At 71.3% G+C, this 24156-nt stretch carries 15 protein-coding genes, 3 rRNA genes and 1 pseudogene; 10 read left to right on the forward strand and 9 right to left on the reverse strand.

Translation table 11 applies throughout. The features are described from left to right. Positions 1-95 precede the first annotated feature (95 nt). From rrf to Ae505Ps2_RS26500, 5 genes are all read right to left on the reverse strand, one after another. Positions 96-212: ribosomal RNA gene (gene rrf, locus Ae505Ps2_RS26480) — 5S ribosomal RNA — on the reverse strand. Between the two features lie 104 nt (positions 213-316). Next, positions 317-3407 (reverse strand): 23S ribosomal RNA (locus Ae505Ps2_RS26485). A 315-nt stretch (positions 3408-3722) separates the two neighbouring features. Continuing rightward, positions 3723-5242 (reverse strand): 16S ribosomal RNA (locus tag Ae505Ps2_RS26490). The 16S, 23S and 5S rRNA genes sit together here, the layout of an rRNA operon. 464 nt (positions 5243-5706) lie before the next feature. Next, positions 5707-6852, reverse strand: a complete 1146-nt coding sequence (locus tag Ae505Ps2_RS26495; RefSeq protein WP_075307505.1) for an acyl-CoA desaturase — start codon at positions 6850-6852, stop codon at positions 5707-5709. Positions 6853-6917: 65 nt separating this feature from the next. Then, positions 6918-8042 carry a ferredoxin reductase gene (locus Ae505Ps2_RS26500; RefSeq protein ID WP_075307507.1) on the reverse strand — a complete coding sequence of 375 codons (1125 nt, stop codon included), beginning with the start codon at positions 8040-8042 and terminating at the stop codon, positions 6918-6920. A 173-nt stretch (positions 8043-8215) separates the two neighbouring features. Between Ae505Ps2_RS26500 and Ae505Ps2_RS26505 the strand changes: the two genes are divergently transcribed. The 7 genes and pseudogenes from Ae505Ps2_RS26505 (at position 8216) to Ae505Ps2_RS26530 (ending at position 15337) form a co-directional block, all read left to right on the forward strand. Beyond that, on the forward strand, positions 8216-9001 hold the full coding sequence (locus Ae505Ps2_RS26505) for a MerR family transcriptional regulator (protein ID WP_075333636.1): 786 nt from the start codon (positions 8216-8218) through the stop codon (positions 8999-9001). Between the two features lie 52 nt (positions 9002-9053). Continuing rightward, positions 9054-10070: pseudogene (locus Ae505Ps2_RS34325) on the forward strand (FAD-dependent monooxygenase); the annotation flags it as partial. A gap of 248 nt (positions 10071-10318) precedes the next feature. Continuing rightward, positions 10319-10789 (forward strand): hypothetical protein, encoded by a 471-nt coding sequence (locus Ae505Ps2_RS34330; protein ID WP_349289843.1) that lies wholly within the window; start codon positions 10319-10321, stop codon positions 10787-10789. Next, a complete protein-coding gene (locus Ae505Ps2_RS26515) occupies positions 10786-12672 on the forward strand; it encodes a maleylacetate reductase and hydroxyquinol 1,2-dioxygenase domain-containing protein (RefSeq protein WP_075333637.1) in 1887 nt (628 codons plus the stop codon). The genes Ae505Ps2_RS34330 and Ae505Ps2_RS26515 overlap by 4 nt, the downstream gene beginning before the upstream one ends. An 86-nt stretch (positions 12673-12758) precedes the next feature. After that, complete coding sequence (locus Ae505Ps2_RS26520; RefSeq protein WP_226351697.1) at positions 12759-12992, forward strand: hypothetical protein; 234 nt, start codon at positions 12759-12761, stop codon at positions 12990-12992. 33 nt (positions 12993-13025) lie between these two features. Then, the gene (gene glmS / locus Ae505Ps2_RS26525) at positions 13026-14846 is read left to right on the forward strand and encodes a glutamine--fructose-6-phosphate transaminase (isomerizing) (protein ID WP_075554087.1); all 1821 of its coding nucleotides are present in this window, start codon (positions 13026-13028) and stop codon (positions 14844-14846) included. 41 nt (positions 14847-14887) lie between these two features. Beyond that, positions 14888-15337: an MOSC domain-containing protein gene (locus Ae505Ps2_RS26530; protein WP_075334312.1), complete on the forward strand. Its 450-nt coding sequence runs from the start codon at positions 14888-14890 to the stop codon at positions 15335-15337. Here Ae505Ps2_RS26530 and Ae505Ps2_RS26535 read toward each other — a convergent pair. Both Ae505Ps2_RS26535 and Ae505Ps2_RS26540 read right to left on the reverse strand, forming a co-directional pair. Beyond that, positions 15293-16717 carry a DHA2 family efflux MFS transporter permease subunit gene (locus Ae505Ps2_RS26535; RefSeq protein ID WP_075307511.1) on the reverse strand — a complete coding sequence of 475 codons (1425 nt, stop codon included), beginning with the start codon at positions 16715-16717 and terminating at the stop codon, positions 15293-15295. The genes Ae505Ps2_RS26530 and Ae505Ps2_RS26535 overlap by 45 nt on opposite strands. Beyond that, positions 16714-17358, reverse strand: coding sequence for a TetR/AcrR family transcriptional regulator (locus tag Ae505Ps2_RS26540; protein WP_020624045.1), 645 nt, complete (start codon positions 17356-17358; stop codon positions 16714-16716). The genes Ae505Ps2_RS26535 and Ae505Ps2_RS26540 overlap by 4 nt, the downstream gene beginning before the upstream one ends. Positions 17359-17485: 127 nt before the next feature. On the opposite strand from Ae505Ps2_RS26540, the gene Ae505Ps2_RS26545 reads away from it, so the two are divergent. After that, on the forward strand, positions 17486-19303 hold the full coding sequence (locus Ae505Ps2_RS26545; RefSeq protein ID WP_075554088.1) for an NAD(P)/FAD-dependent oxidoreductase: 1818 nt from the start codon (positions 17486-17488) through the stop codon (positions 19301-19303). Next, the gene (locus Ae505Ps2_RS26550; RefSeq protein ID WP_139320214.1) at positions 19300-20892 is read left to right on the forward strand and encodes a hypothetical protein; all 1593 of its coding nucleotides are present in this window, start codon (positions 19300-19302) and stop codon (positions 20890-20892) included. The genes Ae505Ps2_RS26545 and Ae505Ps2_RS26550 overlap by 4 nt, the downstream gene beginning before the upstream one ends. Here Ae505Ps2_RS26550 and Ae505Ps2_RS26555 read toward each other — a convergent pair. Next, positions 20868-21497 carry a TetR/AcrR family transcriptional regulator gene (locus Ae505Ps2_RS26555; RefSeq protein ID WP_075554089.1) on the reverse strand — a complete coding sequence of 210 codons (630 nt, stop codon included), beginning with the start codon at positions 21495-21497 and terminating at the stop codon, positions 20868-20870. The two genes, Ae505Ps2_RS26550 and Ae505Ps2_RS26555, sit on opposite strands and share 25 nt — an antisense overlap. Positions 21498-21564: 67 nt before the next feature. Next, complete coding sequence (locus tag Ae505Ps2_RS26560) at positions 21565-21840, reverse strand: hypothetical protein (RefSeq protein WP_075307515.1); 276 nt, start codon at positions 21838-21840, stop codon at positions 21565-21567. A 186-nt stretch (positions 21841-22026) separates the two neighbouring features. Between Ae505Ps2_RS26560 and Ae505Ps2_RS26565 the strand changes: the two genes are divergently transcribed. Then, a complete protein-coding gene (locus Ae505Ps2_RS26565; RefSeq protein ID WP_075307517.1) occupies positions 22027-24057 on the forward strand; it encodes a WD40 repeat domain-containing protein in 2031 nt (676 codons plus the stop codon). Positions 24058-24156 lie beyond the last annotated feature (99 nt).

Genomic DNA, 24156 nt, shown 5'->3' on the forward strand with positions numbered 1-24156 from the left:
CCCTGGCAGCCTACGGAGAGCCGACCGGAACAGAACCCAGAAAACAGGAAACGCCCCGGACAATGAAGTCCGGGGCGTTTCCTGATCATGTTGAATGTCGGCGGCGACCTACTCTCCCACACCCTGGCGAGTGCAGTACCATCGGCGCTGGAAGGCTTAGCTACCGGGTTCGGAATGGGACCGGGCGTTCCCCTACCGCAATGACCACCGACAACACTATTCAACAAACCCCCACACAAACATGGGGGGACCTACGAACACACAACCCGCACAGGGTTGTGGGCTCAGGGTCACACAGTGGATGCGAACAACTCGTTGTGGCAAGCCCTCGGCCTATTAGTACCGGTCAACTCCACCCCTCACAGGGCTTCCATCTCCGGCCTATCAACCCAGTCATCTCCTGGGAGCCTTACCCACTCAAAGGTGGTGGGAGACCTCATCTTGGAACAGGCTTCCCGCTTAGATGCCTTCAGCGGTTATCCCTCCCGAACATAGCCAACCAGCCGTGCCCCTGGCGGGACAACTGGCACACCAGAGGTTCGTCCGTCCCGGTCCTCTCGTACTAGGGACAGCCTTCCTCAAGTCTCCAACGCGCGCGGCGGATAGGGACCGAACTGTCTCACGACGTTCTAAACCCAGCTCGCGTACCGCTTTAATGGGCGAACAGCCCAACCCTTGGGACCTACTCCAGCCCCAGGATGCGACGAGCCGACATCGAGGTGCCAAACCATGCCGTCGATATGGACTCTTGGGCAAGATCAGCCTGTTATCCCCGGGGTACCTTTTATCCGTTGAGCGACACCCCTTCCACAAGGTGGTGCCGGATCACTAGTCCCGACTTTCGTCCCTGCTCGACCCGTCAGTCTCACAGTCAAGCTCCCTTGTGCACTTACACTCAACACCTGATTGCCAACCAGGCTGAGGGAACCTTTGGGCGCCTCCGTTACTCTTTGGGAGGCAACCGCCCCAGTTAAACTACCCACCAGGCACTGTCCCTGAACCAGATCATGGCCCGAGGTTAAGACACCCAATTCGACCAGAGTGGTATTTCAACAACGACTCCACCACCACTGGCGTGATAGCTTCACAGTCTCCCACCTATCCTACACAAGCCGAACCGAGCACCAATACCAAGCTATAGTAAAGGTCCCGGGGTCTTTCCGTCCTGCCGCGCGTAACGAGCATCTTTACTCGTAGTGCAATTTCGCCGAGTCTGTGGTCGAGACAGCGCCCAAGTCGTTACGCCATTCGTGCAGGTCGGAACTTACCCGACAAGGAATTTCGCTACCTTAGGATGGTTATAGTTACCACCGCCGTTTACTGGCGCTTAAATTCTCCGCTTCGCCCCACAAGGGGACTAACAGGTCCTCTTAACGTTCCAGCACCGGGCAGGCGTCAGTCCGTATACATCGTCTTGCGACTTCGCACGGACCTGTGTTTTTAGTAAACAGTCGCTTGGGCCTGGTCTCTGCGACCGGCCATCCCTAGCCCGCACGGGGCATCAAGACAACCGGCCCTCCTTCTCCCGAAGTTACGGAGGTATTTTGCCGAATTCCTTAACCACAGTTCGCTCGATCGCCTCGGTATTCTCTACCTGACCACCTGTGTCGGTTTGGGGTACGGGCCGCAACAGCACTCGCTAGAGGCTTTTCTCGACAGCATGGGATCACCCTCTTCGCCTCAATCGGCTACGCATCACCTCTCACCCTTCACGACCCCCCGGATTTACCTAGGAGATCAGGCTACAGGCTTACACCACGACAACCACCGCGTGGCGGAGCTACCCTCCTGCGTCACCCCATCACTTGCCTACTACCAGATCGGATCCCACGCTCCCCCACAAACAACACTCCCGAAGGAGCGAAGGTGGGTTCGGATGGTTAGCATCACCAGCCTCGGCATGGACGCACTATCACGAGCACGGGAATATCAACCCGTTGTCCATCGACTACGCCTGACGGCCTCGCCTTAGGTCCCGGCTCACCCTGGGCGGAACAACCTGGCCCAGGAACCCTTGGTCATCCGGCGGCAGAGATTCTCACTCTGCATTCGCTACTCATGCCTGCATTCTCACTCCCACACCCTCCACCCGTAAATCACTCCCGGGCTTCACCAGACGCAGGACGCTCCCCTACCCAACAACACCACAAAGATGTCATTGCCACGGCTTCGGCGGTGCGCTTGAGCCCCGCTACATTGTCGGCGCAGGACCACTTGACCAGTGAGCTATTACGCACTCTTTCAAGGGTGGCTGCTTCTAAGCCAACCTCCTGGTTGTCCGGGCGATCCCACATCCTTTCCCACTTAGCGCACGCTTAGGGGCCTTAGCCGGTGATCTGGGCTGTTTCCCTCTCGACCACGAAGCTTATCCCCCGCAGTCTCACTGCCGCGCTCTCACTCACCGGCATTCGGAGTTTGGCTGACTTCGGTAAGCTTGTCGGCCCCCTAGGCCATCCAGTGCTCTACCTCCGGCGAGAAACACACGACGCTGCACCTAAATGCATTTCGGGGAGAACCAGCTATCACGAAGTTTGATTGGCCTTTCACCCCTACCCACAGCTCATCCCCCAGGTTTTCAACCCTGGTGGGTTCGGGCCTCCACGACGTCTTACCGACGCTTCACCCTGGCCATGGGTAGATCACTCCGCTTCGGGTCTACACCCCGCGACTCAACCGCCCTATTCGGACTCGCTTTCGCTACGGCTACCCCACACAGGTTAACCTCGCCACGAAGCATAACTCGCAGGCTCATTCTTCAAAAGGCACGCCATCACCCCGCAAGGCTCTGACGGCTTGTAAGCACACGGTTTCAGGTACTATTTCACTCCCCTCCCGGGGTACTTTTCACCTTTCCCTCACGGTACTTGTCCGCTATCGGTCACCAGGTAGTATTTAGGCTTGACGGGTGGTCCCGCCAGATTCACAGCGAATTTCACGGGCTCGCTGCTACTCGAGAACAATGCCCACAACAGAACCAAACATTTTCGCGTACGGGGCTATCACCCACTACGGCCGACCATCCCAGAATCGTTCCGCTAACACCGGTTCATGCTGTCCCACCCTCGGCAGAAGATGAACGACACGCCTCACAACCCCGCACCCGCAACGCCTGCCGGCTTGACACGGACACGGTTTAGCCTCATCCGCTTTCGCTCGCCACTACTCACGGAATCACTATTGTTTTCTCTTCCTGTGGGTACTGAGATGTTTCACTTCCCCACGTTCCCTCCACGCACCCTATGAATTCAGGTACGGGTAACGCCCCATGACGGGCGCTGGGTTTCCCCATTCGGACACCCTCGGATCACAGCTCGGTTGACAGCTCCCCGAGGCCTATCGCGGCCTCCCACGTCCTTCATCGGCTCCTGATGCCCAGGCATCCACCATGTGCTCTTAACAACTTGACCACAACAAGATGCTCGCATCCACTATGCAACACTCAACCCACAACCACACCCAACCAAGAACAACCACCACCCACCACAAGCAGGCGTTAGGAAGCCCCCGACCAGAGCGGCCAAAGAAAACAACCCGTTCACCAGGTGTCTCCTCAGGACCCAACAGTGTGCCAAGCCAAACCGGTCCAACGAACTGCGTTCCACCCAACGCACCCAACCCACAGACGGAGCTGATGATGCGATTCAATGAAGGAACCACAGAAACCCACAGAGCAAAACCCTGCAGAGCCATGTGATGCCCCATCACATGATGGGACTCCTTAGAAAGGAGGTGATCCAGCCGCACCTTCCGGTACGGCTACCTTGTTACGACTTCGTCCCAATCGCCAGTCCCACCTTCGACAGCTCCCTCCACAAGGGTTGGGCCGCCGGCTTCGGGTGTTACCAACTTTCGTGACGTGACGGGCGGTGTGTACAAGGCCCGGGAACGTATTCACCGCAGCGTTGCTGATCTGCGATTACTAGCGACTCCAACTTCACGGGGTCGAGTTGCAGACCCCGATCCGAACTGAGACTCACTTTAAGGGATTCGCTCCACCTCACGGTCTCGCAGCCCTCTGTATGAGCCATTGTAGCATGTGTGAAGCCCTGGACATAAGGGGCATGATGACTTGACGTCATCCCCACCTTCCTCCGAGTTGACCCCGGCAGTCTCCCATGAGTCCCCACCATAACGTGCTGGCAACATGGAACAAGGGTTGCGCTCGTTGCGGGACTTAACCCAACATCTCACGACACGAGCTGACGACAGCCATGCACCACCTGCACACCAACCACAAGGGAAGCCCTATCTCTAGGGATGTCTGGTGCATGTCAAACCCAGGTAAGGTTCTTCGCGTTGCATCGAATTAATCCACATGCTCCGCCGCTTGTGCGGGCCCCCGTCAATTCCTTTGAGTTTTAGCCTTGCGGCCGTACTCCCCAGGCGGGGCGCTTAATGCGTTAGCTGCGGCACAGAAACCGTGGAATGGTCCCCACACCTAGCGCCCAACGTTTACGGCGTGGACTACCAGGGTATCTAATCCTGTTCGCTCCCCACGCTTTCGCTCCTCAGCGTCAGTATCGGCCCAGAGACCCGCCTTCGCCACCGGTGTTCCTCCTGATATCTGCGCATTTCACCGCTACACCAGGAATTCCAGTCTCCCCTGCCGAACTCAAGTGATGCCCGTATCGACCGCACGCTCAGAGTTAAGCCCCAAGTTTTCACGGCCGACGCGACACACCGCCTACGAGCTCTTTACGCCCAATAATTCCGGACAACGCTCGCACCCTACGTGTTACCGCGGCTGCTGGCACGTAGTTGGCCGGTGCTTCTTCTCCAGGTACCGTCAATCACTCTTCGTCCCTGGCGAAAGAGGTTTACAACCCGAAGGCCGTCATCCCCCACGCGGCGTCGCTGCGTCAGGCTTCCGCCCATTGCGCAATATTCCCCACTGCTGCCTCCCGTAGGAGTCTGGGCCGTGTCTCAGTCCCAGTGTGGCCGGTCGCCCTCTCAGGCCGGCTACCCGTCACCGCCTTGGTAGGCCATCACCCCACCAACAAGCTGATAGGCCGCGGGCCCATCCCCCACCGAAAAAACTTTCCACCACCAACCATGCAGCCAGTGGTCCTATCCGGTATTAGACCCAGTTTCCCAGGCTTATCCCAGAGTGGAGGGCAGGTCACCCACGTGTTACTCACCCGTTCGCCGCTCGTGTACCCCCGAAAGGGCCTTACCGCTCGACTTGCATGTGTTAAGCACGCCGCCAGCGTTCGTCCTGAGCCAGGATCAAACTCTCCAACAAAACCCTGACAAACAAACACTGGTCACAACACCCGACGGGATCGAATGCTGCAACCAAACAAACAATCTGGCACTAAACGCCAAACCGATTCAATATAGCTCGACACACTGTTGAGTTCTCAAAAGACACCCGCACCGCAATCACCCAACCCCCACACAAGGAAGCGGGATCCTGAAGACGGATCGCCTTGACCCGTCAAGACAACCACACCGAGAAACTCGGCGAACCACCAGGGGGTCAGCTGTCCGCGGGGCCTGTTGACCGAACCACTCAGGGCCCGTTCTGTCCGGCTCACTCGCTGACGGAAAGAAAGTTACACCCCCCGTCGGACGCCGTTCACAGGGGGGTCGGTTTTCGACGTCTCCGCAGGTCAGGGGCGCTCAGACCGGGGGCCGGACGCGGACCGGGCGGTCGGGTCCGGCGGGTGCCCGTCGTCGGTGGTGCTCCCGGTCGTCCGCCGGGGGTCAGGCCGCCTGTGCGGCAGGCCGGCGGAGCAGACCGCGGCGCTCGCGGCGGTGCTCGGCCTCCCGGATCCCGCGGGCCGGCAGCGACAGCCGCCAGATCGAGCGGGTCGCCTGCCAGAACTGCCGAGGGAAGGGGCCCGTCGTGTACGGCAGGTCGTACTTCTCGCAGAGGGCGCGGACCTTCACCGCGATCTCCGGGTACCGGTTCGACGGCAGGTCCGGAAACAGGTGGTGCTCGATCTGGTAGCCGAGGCTGCCGGACATCACGTGCATCAGGCGGTTGCCGGTGAAGTTGGCGGAGCCGAGCAGCTGGCGCAGGTACCACTCGCCGCGGGTCTCCCCCTCCAGCTCCTCCTCGGTGAAGACCTCGGCGCCGTCCGGGAAGTGCCCGCAGAAGATGATCGCGTAGGACCAGATGTTGCGGACGATGTTGGCGGTGGCGTTCGCGGTCAGCGTCGAGACCGCGGCAGGACCGGTGAGCAGTGGGAACAGCAGGTAGTCCTTGCGCATCTGACGGGCGTGCTTGCGCCCGACGTCGAGCAGCTTGCGCCGGAACTCCTCGGGGTCCTCGATCTGCCACCTGATCAGTCCCTCGACGTCGAGGTCGTGCAGCGACACCCCGTGCTCGAACAGCAGCATGAGCAGCACGTTCCAGAACGGCTGGCCCAGGTAGGCGGGGTGCCAGGGCTGGTCGGCGCGGACCCGGAGGATCTCGTAGCCGACGTCCTTGTCCTTACCGATCACGTTCGTGTACGTGTGGTGCAGGTAGTTGTGCGAGTGCCGCCACTGCTCGGCGGGACACACGTTGTCCCACTCCCACGTCGACGAGTGGATCTCCGGGTCGTTCATCCAGTCCCACTGGCCGTGCATGACGTTGTGCCCGATCTCCATGTTCTCGAGGATCTTCGCGACCGAGAGCATGGCCGTGCCGGCGAGCCAGAGCGGCGGGATCCGGCTGCCGAACAGCGTCACCCGCGCGGCGACGTTGAGCCGCCGCTGCCAGGTGATCGTCGTGCGGATGTAGTCGGCGTCGTACTGGCCACGACGCTCCTCGACGTCGGCGCGGATCGCGTCGAGCTCACGCCCGATCGCCTCCACGTCGGCGTCGGTGAGGTGGGCGAACTCCTTGACGTCGGCGATGGCCACGACGTTCCTCCAGGGTGTGGGCGGTGCCGGACTCTCGGGGTCGGATCTCGGGGGCAGATCACGGGTCAGATCTCCAGGACGCAGTCACCGGCGGCGGCGGTGATGCAGGTCTGGATCCTCTCGGCGGGGGTGTCGGGGTCGCCGCGGCGTTCGGTGCCGTCGCGCAGGTCGCGGACCGACCCGGACCGCAGGCCGACGGTGCAGGTGTGGCAGATGCCCATCCGGCAGCCGTAGGGCAGGTCGAGACCGGCCTGCTCCCCCGCGTCGAGCAGCGTGGTGGCGCCGTCGATCTCGACGGTGGTGTCGCCGTCGTCGGAGGAGCGGGCAGCGGAGCCGCGGCGGACGAAGGTGACCGTGCCGCCCTCCGCCTCGCCCCCGCGCAACGACGCGGAGAAGCGCTCGACGTGCAGTGCGTCGCCCCGGCCCGCGGACTCCCACAGCTCCTCGGCCTCGTCGAGCATCGCCTCCGGCCCGCACGCCCAGGTACTGCGCTCGCGCCAGTCCGGGCAGTACTCGGCCAGCCCGGCGGGGGTGAGCCTGCCGCGCTCCCCGGTGAGGTGCAGCTGCACCCGCAGCGACGGGTGTCGCGCGGACAGCTCATCGAGCTCGGCGGCGAAGATGACGTCGCCGTCGCGCGGGGCCGAGTGCACGAGCACCACGTCGGTCACGGTGTCGCGACGGTCCAGGGTGCGCAGCATCGCCATGATCGGGGTGATGCCGCTGCCCGCGGTGAGGAACAGCAGCCGCTCCGGTGGCGGGTCGGGCAGCACGAACTCGCCCTGCGGCAGCGCGAGGCGCACCACCGTGCCGGGCCCGACGCCGTCGACGAGGTGGCGGGACAGGAAGCCCTCCGGCATCGCCTTCACGGTGATCGAGATGTGTCTGCGGTCGCGGCGCGGCTCGGAGGTCAGCGAGTAGGAGCGCCAGTGGAAGCGGCCGTCGACCTCGACGCCGATGCCGACGTACTGGCCGGCGCGGTGGTCGAACGACCAGCCCAGGCCGGGCCGGATGACCAGGGTGACGGCGTCGGCCGTCTCGGGTACGACCTTCACCACCCGCCCGCGCAGCTCCCGCACCGACCACAGCGGGTTGAGCAGCAGCAGGTAGTCGTCGGGCAGCAGGGGCGTGGTGAAACGGGCGGCCGCCTTCCGTGCGCGGCGCAGTCCCCTCGGCAGTACGGCGTCGGTCATGACCCACCTCGTCGTCGCGGTCGGGACCATCGGACCCGATCTCGAAGGCGACGGCAAGTTGGGATGGCGACACCCTCGCCACCAGTGAGGACGAGGTCGTCCCCCGACCTGCGGGAACGTTACATCGGTTTCGTCGGCAACGATGTCGAGATCAGCTGTCTAGGATCGTCGGGGTGGCGGACTTCCCGATCGAGGAGCTGGCCCGCCGGGCGGGGATGACCGTGCGGACGGTGCGCTCCTACATCACGCGCGGGCTGCTCCCGCCGAGCGGACGGGCCGGGCGGGCCGCCCGCTACACCGAGGCCCACCTCGACCGGCTCGACCTGGTCAACGGGCTGCGGCGACGTGGTTTCTCCCTCGGGGCGATCGAGGTGCTCGTCACCCAGGACCCCGGACGGACCGCCGAGGAGGCGCTGCGGCTCTACCGCGGGATGCTCGCCCCGTGGCAGCCCGAGGAACCCGTCGAGGTGGACGGGGCGGAGCTGCCCGGGCATCTCGGACTCACACCGGACATGGTGTCCGACGACGAGCTGGTCCGGCACCTGTGCGCGACCGGCGTCGTCGAGACCACCGAGGACGCACGGCTGCGCATCCTGCGACCGGACCTCGCCCGGGCCGCGGCCGAGGCCGTGCGGCTGGGCATCCCGCCCGCCGCGCTGGTGGGGCTGCGCCGCAGGCTCGACGACCACACCGGCGCCGTCGCCGAGATGTTCGTCGAGCTGTTCGCCCGGCAGGTGTGGGACGGCTACGTCGAGGCCGGGCTGCCCGCCGGCGACGCACCCCGGATCCAGCAGACCGTCGAACAGCTGCAGCCGGTCGCCACGCTGGCGCTGCTGTCGTCGTTCCGCTCGCGCATGCAGGACGCGATGGACGCCTTCATCACCCGGATCTCCGACGACATCTCCGCCGACGCCGGGCGCGCCATGGGGATCCGGACGACCGACCTGGACGATCGTTGACTGCTCAACCATAATCCGGTCCGTGAGCGACACCGTGACGACCGACGTCCTCGTGATCGGCAGCGGGCCCGCGGGCTCGTCGGCGGCCCTGTTCCTCGCCGGTCTCGGCGTGGACCACCTCGTGATCACCAAGTACCGGTGGACGGCCGACACCCCGCGCGCGCACATCACCAACCAGCGCACCGTGGAGATCCTGCGCGACCAGGGGGTGGAGGCCGACGTCGTCGCGGAGGGGACGCCCTCGCACCTCATGGGCGACACGGTGTTCTGCACCGCGCTGGCCGGCGACGAGCTCGGCCGGGTGCGGACCTGGGGCACCCACCCGGCGCGGCGCGCCGACTACACCCTGGCCAGCCCGTCATCGCACTGCGACCTGCCGCAGAACATCCTCGAGCCGATCCTGGTCGGCCGGGCCGCCGAGCGCGGCAGCCGGATCCGCTTCGACACCGAGTACCTCCACCACGTCCAGGACGACGACGGCGTCACCGTCACCGCGCGGGACCGCATCACCGGCGCCGAGCTCACCATCCGGGCCCGCTACGTGATCGGCGCCGACGGTGGGCGCAGCGCCGTCGCCCGGGACGCGGGCCTGCCCTTCGACGGCCGCGGCGAGCTCGCCGGCAGCATGAACATCGTCTTCGACGCCGACCTCACCGCGCTGGTCGAGCACCGGCCGAGCGTCCTGTACTGGGTGCTGCAGCCGGGCGCCGACGTCGGCGGCATCGGGATGGGCGTGCTGCGCATGGTGCGGCCGTGGACCCGCTGGATGGCGATCTGGGGCTACGACCTCGCGGGTCCACCGCCGGAGCTCGACGACGCCGCGGCCACCGCGATCGTGCACGACCTGATCGGTGACGACTCCGTGCCGGTGACGATCCGCTCGACCTCGGTGTGGACGGTCAACGAACAGTGGGCCACCCGCTACCGGTCGGGACGGGTGTTCTGCGCCGGTGACGCCGTGCACCGCCACCCGCCGTCGAACGGGCTGGGCTCCAACACCTCGATCCAGGACTCCTACAACCTGTGCTGGAAGCTCGCGATGGTGCTGCGCGGCACCGCCGGCCCCGGGCTGCTGGACTCCTACGACGCCGAGCGCGCCCCCGTCGGCGAGCAGATCGTGCGCCGCGCCAACCGCTCGGTGGAGGAGTTCGGGCCGATCTTCGCCGCGCTCGGGCTGGAGCCCGGCGCGGACCCAGCGGCGATGCGTGCCTCGATGGCCGCCCGCGCCGACGACACCCCGCCGGGGCCGCGACCCGCGCGGCGCTGCGGGCGGCGCTGGAGCACAAGGACTACGAGTTCAACGCGCACGGTGTCGAGATGGGACAGCGCTACGCGTCCGGCGCGGTGGTGCCCGACGGCACCCCGGAGCCCGCATACGACCGCGACCCCGAGCTCTACTACCACCCGACGACCTGGCCGGGGGCGCGGCTGCCGCACTGCTGGCTGGGCCGCGACGGGCACCGCGTCTCCACCCACGACCTCGCAGGCAAGGGCCGGTTCGCGCTGCTCACCGGCATCGCGGGCGGAGCATGGGCCGCGGCCGCGCGGACCGTCGCGGCCGAGCTGGGGATCGAGCTGGCCGCACACGTGATCGGCCCCGGCCGCGAGGTCACCGACGTCTACGACGACTGGGCCCGGCTGCGTGGGGTCGGCGAGGACGGCTGTGTGCTCGTCCGCCCGGACGCCCACGTCGCCTGGCGCGCCGAGGCGCTCCCCGACGACCCGGCCGACGCGCTGCGCCGGGTGCTGGGGCGCATCCTGGACCGGATCCCGGAGGTGACCACATGACCGGCTTCGTCCACGAGCCCTCCCCCGCGCGGGTGGTGTTCGGTCCCGGCACGCTCGACGACCTCGCGGCGGAGGTGACGCGGCTCGGACGGTCGCGGGTGTTCCTCGTCGCCGGCCGCCACCCCGCCGGCGCGGCGGACCGGGCGCAGGCCGCGCTCGGGTCGCTGCTCGCCGGGCGGTTCGACCGGGCCGCCGTGCACACCCCGGTGACCGTGACCGACGAGGCGCTGGCGGCGTTCACCTCGGCCGGGGCGGACTGCGTCGTCGCGATCGGGGGCGGCTCGCAGATCGGGCTGTCGAAGGCGCTCGCCGTGCGGACCGGCGCCGACCAGGTCGTCGTCCCCACGACGTACTCCGGTTCGGAGTGCACCGCGGTGCTCGGCGAGCTGAGGGTGGACACGCCGGGGGTGAAGACCACCCGGACCGACCCGGCGATCCGGCCGGAGACCGTCGTCTACGACCCGACGCTCGTCGCCGACCTGCCGTCGCAGGTGGGGGTGCCGAGCGCGGTGAACGCGCTCGCGCACGCCGTCGAGGCGCTGTGGAGCGTCGACCGCGACCCGCTGACCGACGCCGCCGCGCTGGAGTCGGTGCGGCTGCTCACCGCGGGGCTGCGCGGCGGCGACACCGACGCGCTGCTGCGGGGGGCGTGGCTGGCCGGGACCTGCCTGGACCGGGCCGGGATGGCGTTGCAGCACAAGCTCGCCCACACCGTCGGCGGCACGCTGGACCTGCCGCACGCGCCGACCCACGCGGTGCTGCTGCCCCACGTGATCGCCCACAACGCGGCCGCCGCTCCGCGGATCGCCGAGGCGCTCGGGCCGGACCCGGCCGGCGCGGTGTACGACCTGCTCGTCGCCGCGGGCGGGCCGACGTCGCTGGCCGCGCTGGGTGTCGACGAGGCCGACCTGGACCGGCTCGCCGAGCAGGCCGTCGCGCGGCCGTACCCGAACCCGGTGCCGGTCACCCGTGACGGCGTGCGCGCCCTGCTCGGGCGGGCCTGGGCCGGTGAGCGGCCCGGCGACCCGGTGCGCGCCACCCTTGACGCGCTGACCACGCAGGTCACCGGGTCGTTCGGTGGGCCCGACGAACGGCTGCGGACCCTGCTGGCCGGGCTCGCCGCCACCCTGCACGGCTACGCGCGCGAGTACGACCTCACCCAGGACGAGTGGCAGACCGCGATCGACTTCCTGACCCGCACCGGACACGTCACCGACGAGCGGCGCCAGGAGTTCGTGCTGCTGTCGGACACCCTCGGGCTGTCCAGCGTGGTGGACGTGCTGACCAACTCCCGCACCCCGGACACGACGTCCTCGGCGGTGCTCGGGCCGTTCTACACCGACGGACCGCCCGAGCTCGACCAGGGAACCGACGTCTCCGCGGGGAAGAAGGGCACCCCGCTGTGGGTGGACGTCGTCGTCACCGACACCGATGACGAGCCGGTGCCCGGGGCGGTCGTCGACATCTGGCAGTCCGACGAGGACGGCTTCTACGACCTGCAGCTGCCCGAGACCGAGGGCCCCGTCCTGCGCGGCCGGTTCCGCACCGACGACGCGGGCCGGCTGCGGTTCCGCTCGATCCTGCCCGCCGCCTACCCGATCCCCGCCGACGGCCCGGTCGGGGAGATGCTGGACGCCACCGGACGGCACCCCTTCCGGGCCCCCCACCTGCACTTCCTCATCGAGGCACCGGGCCACCGCAGGCTGATCACGCAGCTGTTCGTCGCCGGTGGGGAGCACCTCGACTCGGACACCGTGTTCGGGGTGAAGGACGACCTGGTGGTGGAGTTCGCCCCACGCACCGGCCCGATGCCCGACGGCGTCGAGCCCGACGGGGAGTGGCGACTGCTGGAGTTCACCTTCCGGATCGCCCGCGATCGCTGATCCCTGCCCGATTCCGGGCAGAGTTCTGGCCCTTCGTCCCGTACCCGGTCAGGATCGACGGCGTGGATCCGGATCTCGTGCGACACGTGGCCGCCACCACCGGGCTCACCGAGCCGGTGGCGGCCCGCGTGGTCGCCGACGTCGTCGCCTACTTCGGCGAGACCACCGAGGAGTTCGTCCGCCGCCGGCACCGCGAGCTCCAGGCCCGCGACCGGCGCAACGACGAGATCTGGCCGCGGATCGCGGCCGAGCTCGCCGCGCGGGTGGTCGCCCCCGGGGACGTCTCCCAGCGGCGGCTGCGCCGGATCGTCTACGGCTGACACGACGACGGACACGACGACAGAGGGACGTGCATGTGCGGGATCGTGGGTTACGTGGGGCCGCGGGAGGCTGCGGGTGTGCTGCTCGACGGGTTGTCCCGGCTGGAGTACCGGGGCTACGACTCGGCGGGCCTGGCGGTGGCGCACCGCCGGAAGGTGACGGTGCGGCGCACAGCGGGACGGGTGGAGGACCTGCGCACGCTGCTGGGTGAGGTCCCTCCCCCGGGCCGGTCGGGCGTCGCGCACACCCGGTGGGCGACCCACGGCGAGCCGAGCGAGGCCAACGCGCACCCGCACACCGACGCGTCCGGGCGGGTCGCGATCGTGCACAACGGCATCGTCGAGAACGCCGACGCGCTGCGTGCGGGGCTCACCGCCCGCGGGGTCGTACTGCGCAGCGACACCGACTCCGAGGCGCTCGCCCACCTGGTCGGCGAGGCGCTCCAGGGTGGTGCCGCCACCCTCGCCGACGCGGTGCGCACGGCGCTCGCCGGCGTCGAGGGCACCTACGGGCTCGCGGTGCTCGACGCCCGCACCCCCGACGAGATCGTCGTGGCGCGCAACGGCAGCCCGATCGTGCTCGGCATCGGCGACGGGGAGATGGTCGTCGCGTCCGACCTCGCCGCGGTCGTGCGGCACACCCAGAAGGTGGTGTTCCTCGACGTCGGCGAGATCGTCACCGTGCGCGCCGACGGCATCGAGGGCTCCACCCGGATCAGCCCGACCACCGTCGACACCGGGTCCGAGGACTACGCGCTCGGCGGGCACCCCGACTTCCTGGCGAAGGAGATCGCCGAGCAGCCCGACGCCGTCCGCCGGGCGCTGGCCGGGCGGCTCGACACCCGGTTCGCCACCGCCCGGCTCGGCGGGCTCGGGATGGACCCCCGCGAGCTGCGCGGGGTGCGGCGGGTGCTGTTCCTGGGCTGCGGGTCGGCCTACTACGCCGGGGAGATCGGCGCCGGGCTGGTCGAGCAGCTGGCCCGCATCCCGGCGGCGGCCGAACCGGCCGGCGAGTTCCGTCACCGCAACCCGGTCGTCGACCCGGACTGCCTCTACGTCGCGGTCAGCCAGTCCGGCGAGACCGCCGACACCCTCGCCGCGGTGCAGGAGCTGCGCCGCAAGGGCGGACGGGTGATCGGCGCGGTGAACGTGATCGGCTCGGCGATCTCCCGCGAGTGCGGGGCCGGGGTGTTCCTGCACTCCGGGCCGGAGGTGTCGGTCGCCTCGACCAAGGCCGTCACGACCATGAGCGTGACGTTCGCGATGCTCGCGGTGCTGCTGGGCCGGGTGCGGGACCTGTCGGTGGCCGACGGGCGGCGACTGCTCGACGGGCTGGCCGCGCTGCCCCGCCACGTCGAGGCCGTCCTCGCCGAGGACGCCGCCCACGGCACGGTCGCCGCGGTCGCACGGCGGTGGGCGCACGCGTCGTCGATGTTCTTCGTCGGACGCACCCGGGCCAGCCCGGTCGCGCGGGAGGGCGCGCAGAAGCTCAAGGAGATCTCCTACTGCCACGCCGAGGCCTACCCCGCCTCCGAGCTCAAGCACGGCCCGCTGGCGCTGGTCACCCCGGACATGCCCAGCGTCGTCGTGGTGCCCGACGACGAGCTGCTCGCGAAGAACGTCGGCACGATCGAGCAGATCCGGGCCCGGGGCGGGCCGGTGATCGCGGTGACCGACGCCGAGCTGCCCGCCGGGCTCGCCGACGCCGTGCTGCGGGTCCCGCGCACGGAGCCGGAGCTGGCCCCGATCCTGCTCGGGATCCCGCTGCAGCTGCTGGCCCGGCACACCGCCGTCGCGCTCGGACGCGACGTGGACCGGCCGCGGAACCTCGCGAAGTCGGTGACGGTGGAGTGAAGGTCCTCGGGTTGCACGTCGCCGCGGAGCGGGGTGGGCCGATGCACGACGCCCGGCGGGTCGAGGTGCTCGCGGGCAGCGGCGTCGTCGGCGACCGGTACTTCGGCACCCGGCACCGGCACGTGTCGGTGCAGAGCCGCGACGAGCTCGACGCCGCGGCCGCCGAGCTCGGTGCGCCGGTCCCCTCGGGCCGCACCCGGCGCACCGTCACCCTCGACCACGGCACCGTCCCCACCACGCCCGGGACCCGGCTGCGGCTCGGCGGGGTCGAGCTGGAGGTGGTGCGCCGGGCCGCGCCCTGCCGGGTGATGGAGACCGCCGTCGGACCGGGGGCGCGCCGCGCCCTGCACGACCGCGGCGGCGCGGTGTGCCGGGTGCTGAGCTCCGGCACGATCGCCGTGGGGGACGCGGCGGCCGTGGTCGACGCCGCGGTGGCGGCCCCGCCCTCAGCCGACCGGGGTCTCCGCCGCGGCGCGGCGCCGGACCAGTAGCGACAGCAGGACGGCCAGCACCCCGACCCCACCGGCGACGGCGAACGCGGCGTGCAGCCCGCTCGCGTCCGGGGAGGCCCCCGCGGCGGCCGAGCCCAGCGCGGCGACGGTGACGAACAACGCCGTCCCCAGCGCGCCCGCGACCTGCTGCAGCGTGGAGAGGATCGCGCTGCCGTGGGAGTACAGCTCGTCGGGCAGCGAGCCCAGCGCCTCGGTCATCAGCGGCGTCATCATCAGCGCGAGCCCACCCATCAGGACCAGGTGGAAGGCCACGACCACGCCGAGCGGGGTGCCCGGGCCGAGGGTGGAGAACAGCAGCAGGCCGGCCGCCATCAGCACCGCGCCCGGGATCACCAACGGCCGGGCCCCGACGCGGTCGAACAGCGCGCCGACCGGACGGCCGAGCAGCCCGAGCAGCAGCCCGCCGGGCAGCACCACGAGCCCGGAGACCAGCGTGCTCGTGCCGAGCACGGTCTGCAGGTAGAGCGGCAGCAGCACCGCCGCGACGCCGATCAGCGACAGGAGCACCAGCGCGGTGAGCACCAGCGCCACGACGAACTGGCGTCGCCGGAACGGGCGCAGGTCCAGCAGGGCACGGCCGTCGCGCATCAGCCGCAGCTGGCGCAGCACGAACACGGCCAACGCGACCAGCCCGACGACGACCGGCACCCACGGCGGGAGCCCCCCGCCGCCGTGGCCGCCCAGCGAGGACAGCCCGTAGACCAGCCCGCCGAACCCGACGGCGGACAGCAGCACCGAGACCACGTCGAGCGGGACCGGGCGGCCGCCGCCGTCGATGCGCAGCCAACGGCCGCCGGCCGCCATGGCGAGCACGGCCAGCGGCAGGACCAGCCAGAACATCCAGCGCCAGCCGAGGCCGGACAGGATCGCGCCGCCGATCGTCGGACCGATCGCGGGCGCGACGGCGATGACGATCGTGATCGTGCCCATCGTCGCGCCGCGCCGCTCGGCAGGCACCAGGCGCAGGATCGTGGTCATCAGCAACGGGAGCATCATCGCCGTACCGCCCGCCTGCACGATGCGGCCGACGAGCAGCATCGCGAAGCCGGGCGCGAACCCGGCCACGGCGGTGCCCACGGTGAACAGCCCGAGCGAGGCGAGGAAGACCTGCCGCGGGGTGAAGCGGTCGAGCAGGTAGCCGGTGGTGGGGATGACCACGGCCATCGTCAGCAGGAATCCGCTGGTCAGCCACTGGGTGGTGGTGGTGGGGACGCCGAGGTCGACACTCAGGTCGCGCAGTGCGACGCTCAGCACGGTCTCGTTGAGGATCATCACGAACGCGGCGCCGACGAGGACCGCGATCAGCGCTCCGGTCCGGCTCGCCGGTACCTGCTCGGTACGGGACGGGGTGGTGGTCACGCGGGGTCTCCTGCCTGGGGAAGGGTCGTGGTGGCCGCGCGCAGGGCGCGGCCGAGTCGGCCGACGGGGTCGGCGCACCGCACGCCCGCGGCGAGCTCGGCGGCGAGGTCCTCGTTGCTGATCCGCAGGGCGGCGGCGACGGCGGCGGCGTGCACCCGGACGTCGAGGTCTCCGGGTTCGCGGCCGGCGCGGGCCGCGATCACCTCGGCGAGCACCGGCTCGGCCCGCTCGTGCACCGCCAGCCACACCGCCCGCAGACCGGGCTCGGTGCGCGACAGCGCGATGACGGCCATCGCGGCGTCGGCGTCGGCGGCGTCGCGCGGGTCCTCCGGCGGGCGGTACTCGGCGATCAGGTGCTCGTCGAGGCTCACCCCCGCCGGCCAGCGTCGCAGCGTCGCGACGACGGCGTCGATGCTGCGGGCGAGGACGGGCTCGACGCAGCTCTCCTTGGTCCGGAACCAGCGCCACAGGGTGCGGCCGGACAGTCCGACCTCCTCGGCGATCCGCTCGCCGCTGGTGGCGTGCACGCCGTGCTCGCGGAACAGCGCCACGGCCGCGCGGGAGATCTCGAGGCGCTGCAGCTCGCGCCGGCGGTCGCTCATCGGCGCCCGCCCGCGTCGGGTGTCGTCGAGTGTCTTCATGTCACTGCCCGACAGTAATGAGACGGGTCGGGGCCGACCACGAGACGCTCGTCTCACAGTGCCTTTTTGGCAGTTCGTGCCACCCTGGTGCGGCAGCTGATCATGCGATGCCGAGGGAGCCACCAGCGTGACGACGACCGGGACCACCGGGACCACCGACCCCACCGCGGCCGACCTGGACCGGCTGCGGGAGCGCTACCGCGCCGAGCGCGACCGCAGGCTGCGACCCGACGGCGTCGCCCAGTACCGGTCCTCGACCGGGGAGTTCGGCTTCTACGCCGAGGACCCGTGGTGCGAGCCCACCGACCACGACCCGGTCCGTGACGAGGTGGACGTGTTGGTCGTGGGCGGCGGCTTCGGCGGGTTGGTCGCCGCGGCCCGGCTGCGGCAGGCCGGCCACGAGCGGATCCGGATCGTCGACGTCGCCGGGGATCTCGGCGGGACCTGGTACTGGAACCGCTACCCCGGGATCGCCTGCGACATCGAGAGCTCGATCTACCTGCCGCTGCTGGAGGAGCTGGGCGGGATGCCCAGCCGTCGCTACCCGCCGGGCGGGGAGATCCGGGCGCACGCCCGCGCGATCGGCGAGCACTTCGACCTCTACCGCGACGCCCTGTTCGGCACCGAGGTCACCACCCTGGTCTGGGACGACGACACGTCGGCCTGGCAGGTCGGCACCGACCGCGGCGACACGGTCACCGCCCGGTTCGTGGTGATCTCCTCCGGGCCGTTCAACCGGCCCAAGCTGCCGGGGATCCCCGGGATCGCCGACTTCGCCGGGCACACCTTCCACACCAGCCGGTGGGACTACGACTGGACCGGCGGCGACGAGCGGGGCGGCCCGCTCGACCGGATCGGCGACCGCACGGTCGCCGTGGTCGGCACCGGGGCGACGGCGATCCAGTGCGTCCCGCACCTGGCCGGGGCCGCGCGGCACCTCTACGTCGTGCAGCGGACGCCGTCGTCGGTCGACACCCGCGACGACGCCCCCTACGACGAGGCCTGGTGGCGGTCGCTGGCCCCGGGCTGGCAGCGACGCCGCCGCGAGGACTTCCTGGCCCTGATGGACATGCGTCCGGCGCCGCACGGCTCGTTCGGCCCCGACGGCGTCGCGGACAAGTGGACCGACACCGCCCCGGTCCGGGGCGCACGGCGGCTCGCCCGGACCCGGGGCGTCGAGGAGCCGGCCGAGGCGCTGGAGATCGCCGACGCCGAGAAGATGGACGAGATCCGGGCCCGGGTCGACGCGATCGTCACCGACCCGGCGACGGCCGCGGCGCTCAAGCCCTGGTACCGCCAGATGTGCAAGCGCCCCACCTTCAGCGACACCTACCTGCAGACCTTCAACCGGGACGACGTGACGCTGCTCGACACCGGCGGACAGGGCGTCGAGCGGATCACCCGCGACGGCCTGGTGGTCGACGGCGTCGAGTACCCGGTGGACGCGATCGTGTTCGCCACCGGGTTCGAGCTCGGCGCCGACCCCGCCACCCGGGCCGGAGCCGACATCCGCGGCCGCGGCGGCGTCACCCTCGCCGAGCACTGGGCGGACGGGCTGTCCACGCTGCACGGCTGGGTCAGCCGCGGCTTCCCCAACCTGTTCCACGTCGGGGCCGGGCAGAACTCGGCGTCGCCGAACTTCGCGCACGTGCTGGAGGAGCAGGCCGGGCACATCGCGGCGGTCTGTGCCGAGGCCGCCCGGCGCGGGGTGCGGATCGTCGAACCGACCGCGGAGGCGGAGGCCGCGTGGGTCGCGACGATCCGCGAGCGGGCCCGCGACCAGCAGGGTTTCCTCGCCGAGTGCACGCCCGGCTACTACAACTCCGAGGGCCGCCCGCGACGGCGCTCCGAGCAGTTCGGCGGCGGTCCGGTCGAGTTCCACCAGATCCTGCGCGACTGGCGCGCCGGCGGGATGGACGACGTGCTCTCCGGCGGCACCCCGTGAGCGTGCGCCCGGTCGCCGGGCCGGACCGGGGGCCCGTGCGGACCGCGCCCGGGCTGCGTGCCGAGCCGCTGTGCCCGCCGAACCCGCTGTGGGCGTCCAACGGGATCGTGGCCGGTCCGGACGGACGGCTCTGGATCGCGCAGTTCCTCGGCGGCACCGTGTCCGCGTTCGACCCGGCGACCGGCGGGCTCGAGACGGTGCTCGGGCCGGACGGGCCGCTCACCGCGCCCGACGACCTCGTGTTCGGCGCCGACGGCGAGCTGTTCGTCGTCGACCTGCCCGCGGGGCTGGTGTGGCGCCGGGCACCCGGCGGGGCCATGACCGTCGTCGCCGACGGGATCACCGCCCCGGACGGGATCGCCTGGCACCGCGGACGGCTGTTCGTCAACGAGCTGTGCCCGGACGGCCGGCGGCTGGAGATCGACCCGACCGGCGGGCCGCCGCGGGTGCTCGCGACCGGGCTCGCGCTCGGCAACGCGATGGAGGTCGGCCCGGACGGGCTCCTGTACTACCCGCACCTGCTCTCCGGCGAGGTCTGGCGGGTCGACCCGGACGGCGGCGCCCCCGAGCGACTGCTCGCCGGGCTGGACCGGCCGGTGGCCGTGCGCTTCGACCCGGGGGGCGGGCTTCGCGTCCTGTCCAACGGCGGCGGCGCCCTGTGGACCGCGGAGGACGGTCGGGTCACCGCCACCCTCGACACCGGCGTCGGCGGCGCGGACAACGTCGTGTTCACCGCCGACGGGTCGGCCTGGGTGACCGGGGCCTTCCACGGCGGGCTGGTCCGGGTCGGCGTCGACGGCACGGCGACCACGGTGCTGCCGCCCGGCCTCTGCGGCCCCTGGGGCGTGGCCGCCGACGGGACGGACGCGCTCGTCGCCGACCACTTCTCCCTGGCCCGGGTGGGTGGCGGCGCCGTCACCGCACTCGGCGACGTCGTCACCGAGGTCCGCGGCGGGATCCGCGGACTCACCCGGCACCACGGCGACACGGTGGTGACCACCGGGACCGGGGTGTGGCGCGGCCGTCCCGGCGCCTGGACCCGGGTGGCCGACGGGCTGGCCGGGGCGACCGGCGTCGCCGCCTGCCGGGACGGGCTGCTGGTCGCCGAGACCGGCGCCGGGCGGGTCCTGCACCTCGGCGACGACGGCAGCGTGACCGTGCTCGCCACGGGACTCGACGGGCCGGTGGACGTGGCCGTCGACCCGACCGGCGCCGTGTACGCCACCCTGACCGGCAGCGGGCAGGTCGTGCGGCTCGACCGCGACCCCGCCGGCGACCGGCGGGACGACCGCTGCACCGTCCTCGCCGCGGGGCTGCACCGGCCGGAGGGACTCGCCGTCGCCGGGGGCGCGCTGTGGTGCGCCGAGGCCGCCGCGGGACGCCTGCTGCGGATCGACCCGGTGGACCGCACGGTCACCGTCGCGGCGTCGGGGCTGGCCTTCGACGTCCGGCCGCCGCACGTTCCCGCCGACTGCCGCAGCGGCGCGGCCACCCGGCCCGCCCCGTTCGCCGGGGTCTCCGCGGCCGGGGACGGGTCGGTGCTCGTCGCGGTGAACGGCGAGGGTCACGTGCTGCGGGTCGGCCCCTGACCGGCCGCCCGCTCGCCGTCGACGCCGTGGATCGCGGCGTCGACGGCCGCCGACAGCCGCGCGCGCAGCTGTGCGGCCGGCGGGCGGCGCCCGTCGGCGGTGGCGGCGGCGATGTCCTCGGTCGCGACCCGCAGCGCCCCGTTGAGCGCCGCAGCGTGCACCCGCACGGCGACGTCGCCCGCGTCGCGGCCGAACCGGCCGGCGAGGATCCCGGCCAGGACCGGCTCCGCACGCTCCTGCACGACCAGCCAGATGGCGCGCAGCGCGGGCTCGGAACGGCTCATCCGGATCACCTCGAAGACGAGGGCACCGTCGTCGGGGCCCGCATCGGGGTGCTCGGCGTAGTCCCGTGCGAGGTGCTCGGCGAGCGGGGTGTCGTCGGGCCAGCGGGCCAGGCTCGCGGTGAACGCGTCGGTGGCCAGGCTCAGCACCGGCTCGACGCAGCTCTCCTTGGTGCGGAACCAGCGCCAGAACGTGCGTGCCGAGAGCCCCACCGCCTCGGCGATCTGCTCACCGCCGGTCGCGGCGACGCCGTGCTCGCCGAACAGCCGGATCGCGGCCCGGGAGATCTCCAGGCGCTGCAGGGTGCGGCGGCGGTCGCTCATCGGCCGCCGACCGCGCCGGACCGCCGTCCCCTCCGTCACACCGCACCCCCGAGTGCTCGCCGGGCGGTCAGCCTAGTCGGCGCGCGTTGGCACGCACCCGGGTGCGGATCGGCTCCAGGGCACGCCCGAGGGTCGCCGGTCCCGGCGGCGAGGTGGCCAGGACGACGGCGGCCCGGGAGAACCCGTCGACCTTCTCCGCCCACATCCGGTGGAACTCCCGGACCTCGCGTGCCGGGGGCGGGAAGCCCGAGGTGAGCATCCGGGCGGTGCGGCGTGCGACGACCAGCGGCGCGAACACCGCGATCTCGGTGAGCGAACGGAGGGCACGAGTGGTGGCGGGCACGAGACGGACGGTAGCCCCCGCCTCCGACACCGGCCCCCGCCTCCGACGCCGAGAGTCCGCGCGCCGGTCACCGAGGGCTCGCCGCCGGTCACCGCCGGTTCGGTGGCGACACCCCCTCCCGCGTTAACGATGGAGTGCGGGGCCACGACAGGTAACCGAACGCGACCCCGGGGAGGGCTCACACGCATGGCCGTCGAGACGTTCTGGGACGGGCTGGAACGGCGCATCGCCGCCGGCGAACCGCCGTACGGGGAGCACCCGGGCGTCGCGCCGGACGGGGTGACACCCGAGGCGCTGCGCCGCGTCCTGGACCTCGAGGCGCACCACCTGCGCCGCTCCGGCACCGCACCGGTCGCCCAGCACCTGCTCGCCGGGGCCGTCCTGGCCGGGGAGGCCGCACTGGCCGGGGCGGCCCGGGCCCGGCTCGCCGCCCAGGGTGTCCCCGCGCTGACCACCCGCTGGCGCACCCGGCCGCCGTCGGCGGCGCTGAGCCGGGTCCTGGAGGGCCACGGCGACGCGGTCGTCGCGCTGCTCGCCGGGCCGGACGGCCTGCTGCTGTCGCTCGACGCCTCCGGCGAGAGCGGCGCCTGGGACACCGCGACCGGACACGCGGTCCCGGACCCGCTCGCCGGGCCCGACGGTCCGCGGCCGCCGACCTCCGCGGCCCGTGCCCGGACGGTCGCCCTGTCCCCCGACGGCGGTCTGCTCGCCCTCGCCGGGGACGCCCCCGGCGTGCGGGTGCTGGCCACCGACGGCCCGGCCCGCGGCGCCGAGGTCACGGCCCTGGCCGGGTCGCCCGGCCCGGTGACCGCGCTCGCGGTGACCGGGGCCTCCCCGACCCGGGTGCTCGCGGGCGGCGCCGACGGCGCGGTGCGGGTGTGGGACGCGACCAGCGGCGCGGCCGTCTCGGTCGCCCACGGCCACGTCGGCCCGGTCACCGCGCTGACCGCGACCGGCCAGGGCACCGTCGTGTCCGGCGGGGCCGACGGCACGCTCCGGTCCTGGGACCCGGCCAGCGGGGCCCCGCTGGGGCTGCTGGAGGGCGGGCCAGCCGTGGTCGCCGTGGTCGTGCCGACGGCGGGACAGCTGCTCGCGGCCACCGCCGACGGCGCCCTGCACGTGTTCGCGCTGGTCGACGGCGTGCCGCAGGACGCGGTGCGGCTCGAGGTCCCCGGCGACGAGGTCGCGGTCACCGCGGCCGCGCGCGCCGGCGAGGGCCGGGTCGTCGTCGGACGGGTGGACGGGACCGTCCAGCTCGTCCCGACCGCCGGCCCCGGCCCGGTCACCGAGCTCGCCGGGCACGGTGCCGCGGTCCGCGCGGTCGTCGCCGACCCGGCGGGCACCGTCGTCGCGTCCGGGGACGACCACGGCCGCGTCCTGGTCTGGGACCCCGCACGGGCCCGGCCGGGCACCGGCGGACCCGCCGGGGTCTCCCCCGCGGTCGGCGCGGTCGCCGCGACCGGGAGCCTGGTCGTCTCGGCCGGCCGCCGCTCCGACGGGGTGCTCGCCCACGACCCGGCCACCGGCACGCGCCGCTGGAGCGTCCCGGCCGGCGCGGGCCCGCTGTGGTTCGACCCCTCCGGCACCCGGCTGTTCGCCGTCACCGGGACCTCGACCGTCGAGGAGCGCTACGCGACGACCGGGGTGCGGGCCGGTGCGGTGTCGCTGCCCGGCCGTGTGCTGGCCGGGCGGGGCGCGCTGGTGGTGACCGGTGAGCCGGACGGCACGGTCGCCGTGCGCGACGCGCGCACCGGGCGTGCCTTCCGCACCACCCGGCTGCCGTCGGCACCGCGGGTGGCCGCGCCGACCCCCGGCGGGGCGACCGTGCTGCTCGCCGCGGACGGTCTGCTGGTCTGCTGGCGGCCCGCCTCCGCGAAGGTGTCCATCGTGGCGCTGCCGGCCGGGCTGGTCACGGCCGTGGCCGTCGACGACGACGGCTGCCACGGCGTGGTCTGCGACGCCGACGGCCGGGTGCACGTCTGGCGGGCCGGGTCGGCCACGGTGACCACGGTGCGCGCCGACGCGGCGCACCTGACCGCGGCCGCCGGCGCGGGCCGGTGCCGCGCGGTGACCGCGGGCTCGGACGGCTCCGCGGTGCTGTGGGACCTGACCTCGGCGACCGCCCTCGGCCGGGTTCCGCTCGACGCGCCGCTGACCGCGGTCGCGGTCGGGGGCGGGACGGTGGTCGTCGGCGACGGGTGCGGCGAGGTGCACTGAGGTGTTCTCAGTAGCGGGGTGGCAGGTCGTGGCGACACGCCGAGGGTGGTGAGATGAGCGGGAACGGGGCAGGACCCCGGTAGATCGGTTCGGTCCAGC

Origin of the sequence: Pseudonocardia sp. Ae505_Ps2, assembly GCF_001932425.1 — a bacterium.
Lineage (GTDB): Bacteria > Actinomycetota > Actinomycetes > Mycobacteriales > Pseudonocardiaceae > Pseudonocardia.

Excerpts from the sequence above, each read along its gene's own strand:
- Ae505Ps2_RS34330 (WP_349289843.1), top strand. The coding sequence starts at position 10,319 with ATGGGACAGCGCTACGCGTCCGGCGCGGTGGTGCCCGACGGCACCCCG.
- Ae505Ps2_RS26530 (WP_075334312.1), top strand. The coding sequence starts at position 14,888 with ATGCACGACGCCCGGCGGGTCGAGGTGCTCGCGGGCAGCGGCGTCGTC.
- Ae505Ps2_RS26540 (WP_020624045.1), bottom strand. The coding sequence starts at position 17,358 with ATGAAGACACTCGACGACACCCGACGCGGGCGGGCGCCGATGAGCGAC.
- Ae505Ps2_RS26515 (WP_075333637.1), top strand. The coding sequence starts at position 10,786 with ATGACCGGCTTCGTCCACGAGCCCTCCCCCGCGCGGGTGGTGTTCGGT.
- Ae505Ps2_RS26500 (WP_075307507.1), bottom strand. The coding sequence starts at position 8,042 with ATGACCGACGCCGTACTGCCGAGGGGACTGCGCCGCGCACGGAAGGCG.
- Ae505Ps2_RS26565 (WP_075307517.1), top strand. The coding sequence starts at position 22,027 with ATGGCCGTCGAGACGTTCTGGGACGGGCTGGAACGGCGCATCGCCGCC.
- glmS (WP_075554087.1), top strand. The coding sequence starts at position 13,026 with ATGTGCGGGATCGTGGGTTACGTGGGGCCGCGGGAGGCTGCGGGTGTG.
- Ae505Ps2_RS26555 (WP_075554089.1), bottom strand. The coding sequence starts at position 21,497 with ATGAGCGACCGCCGCCGCACCCTGCAGCGCCTGGAGATCTCCCGGGCC.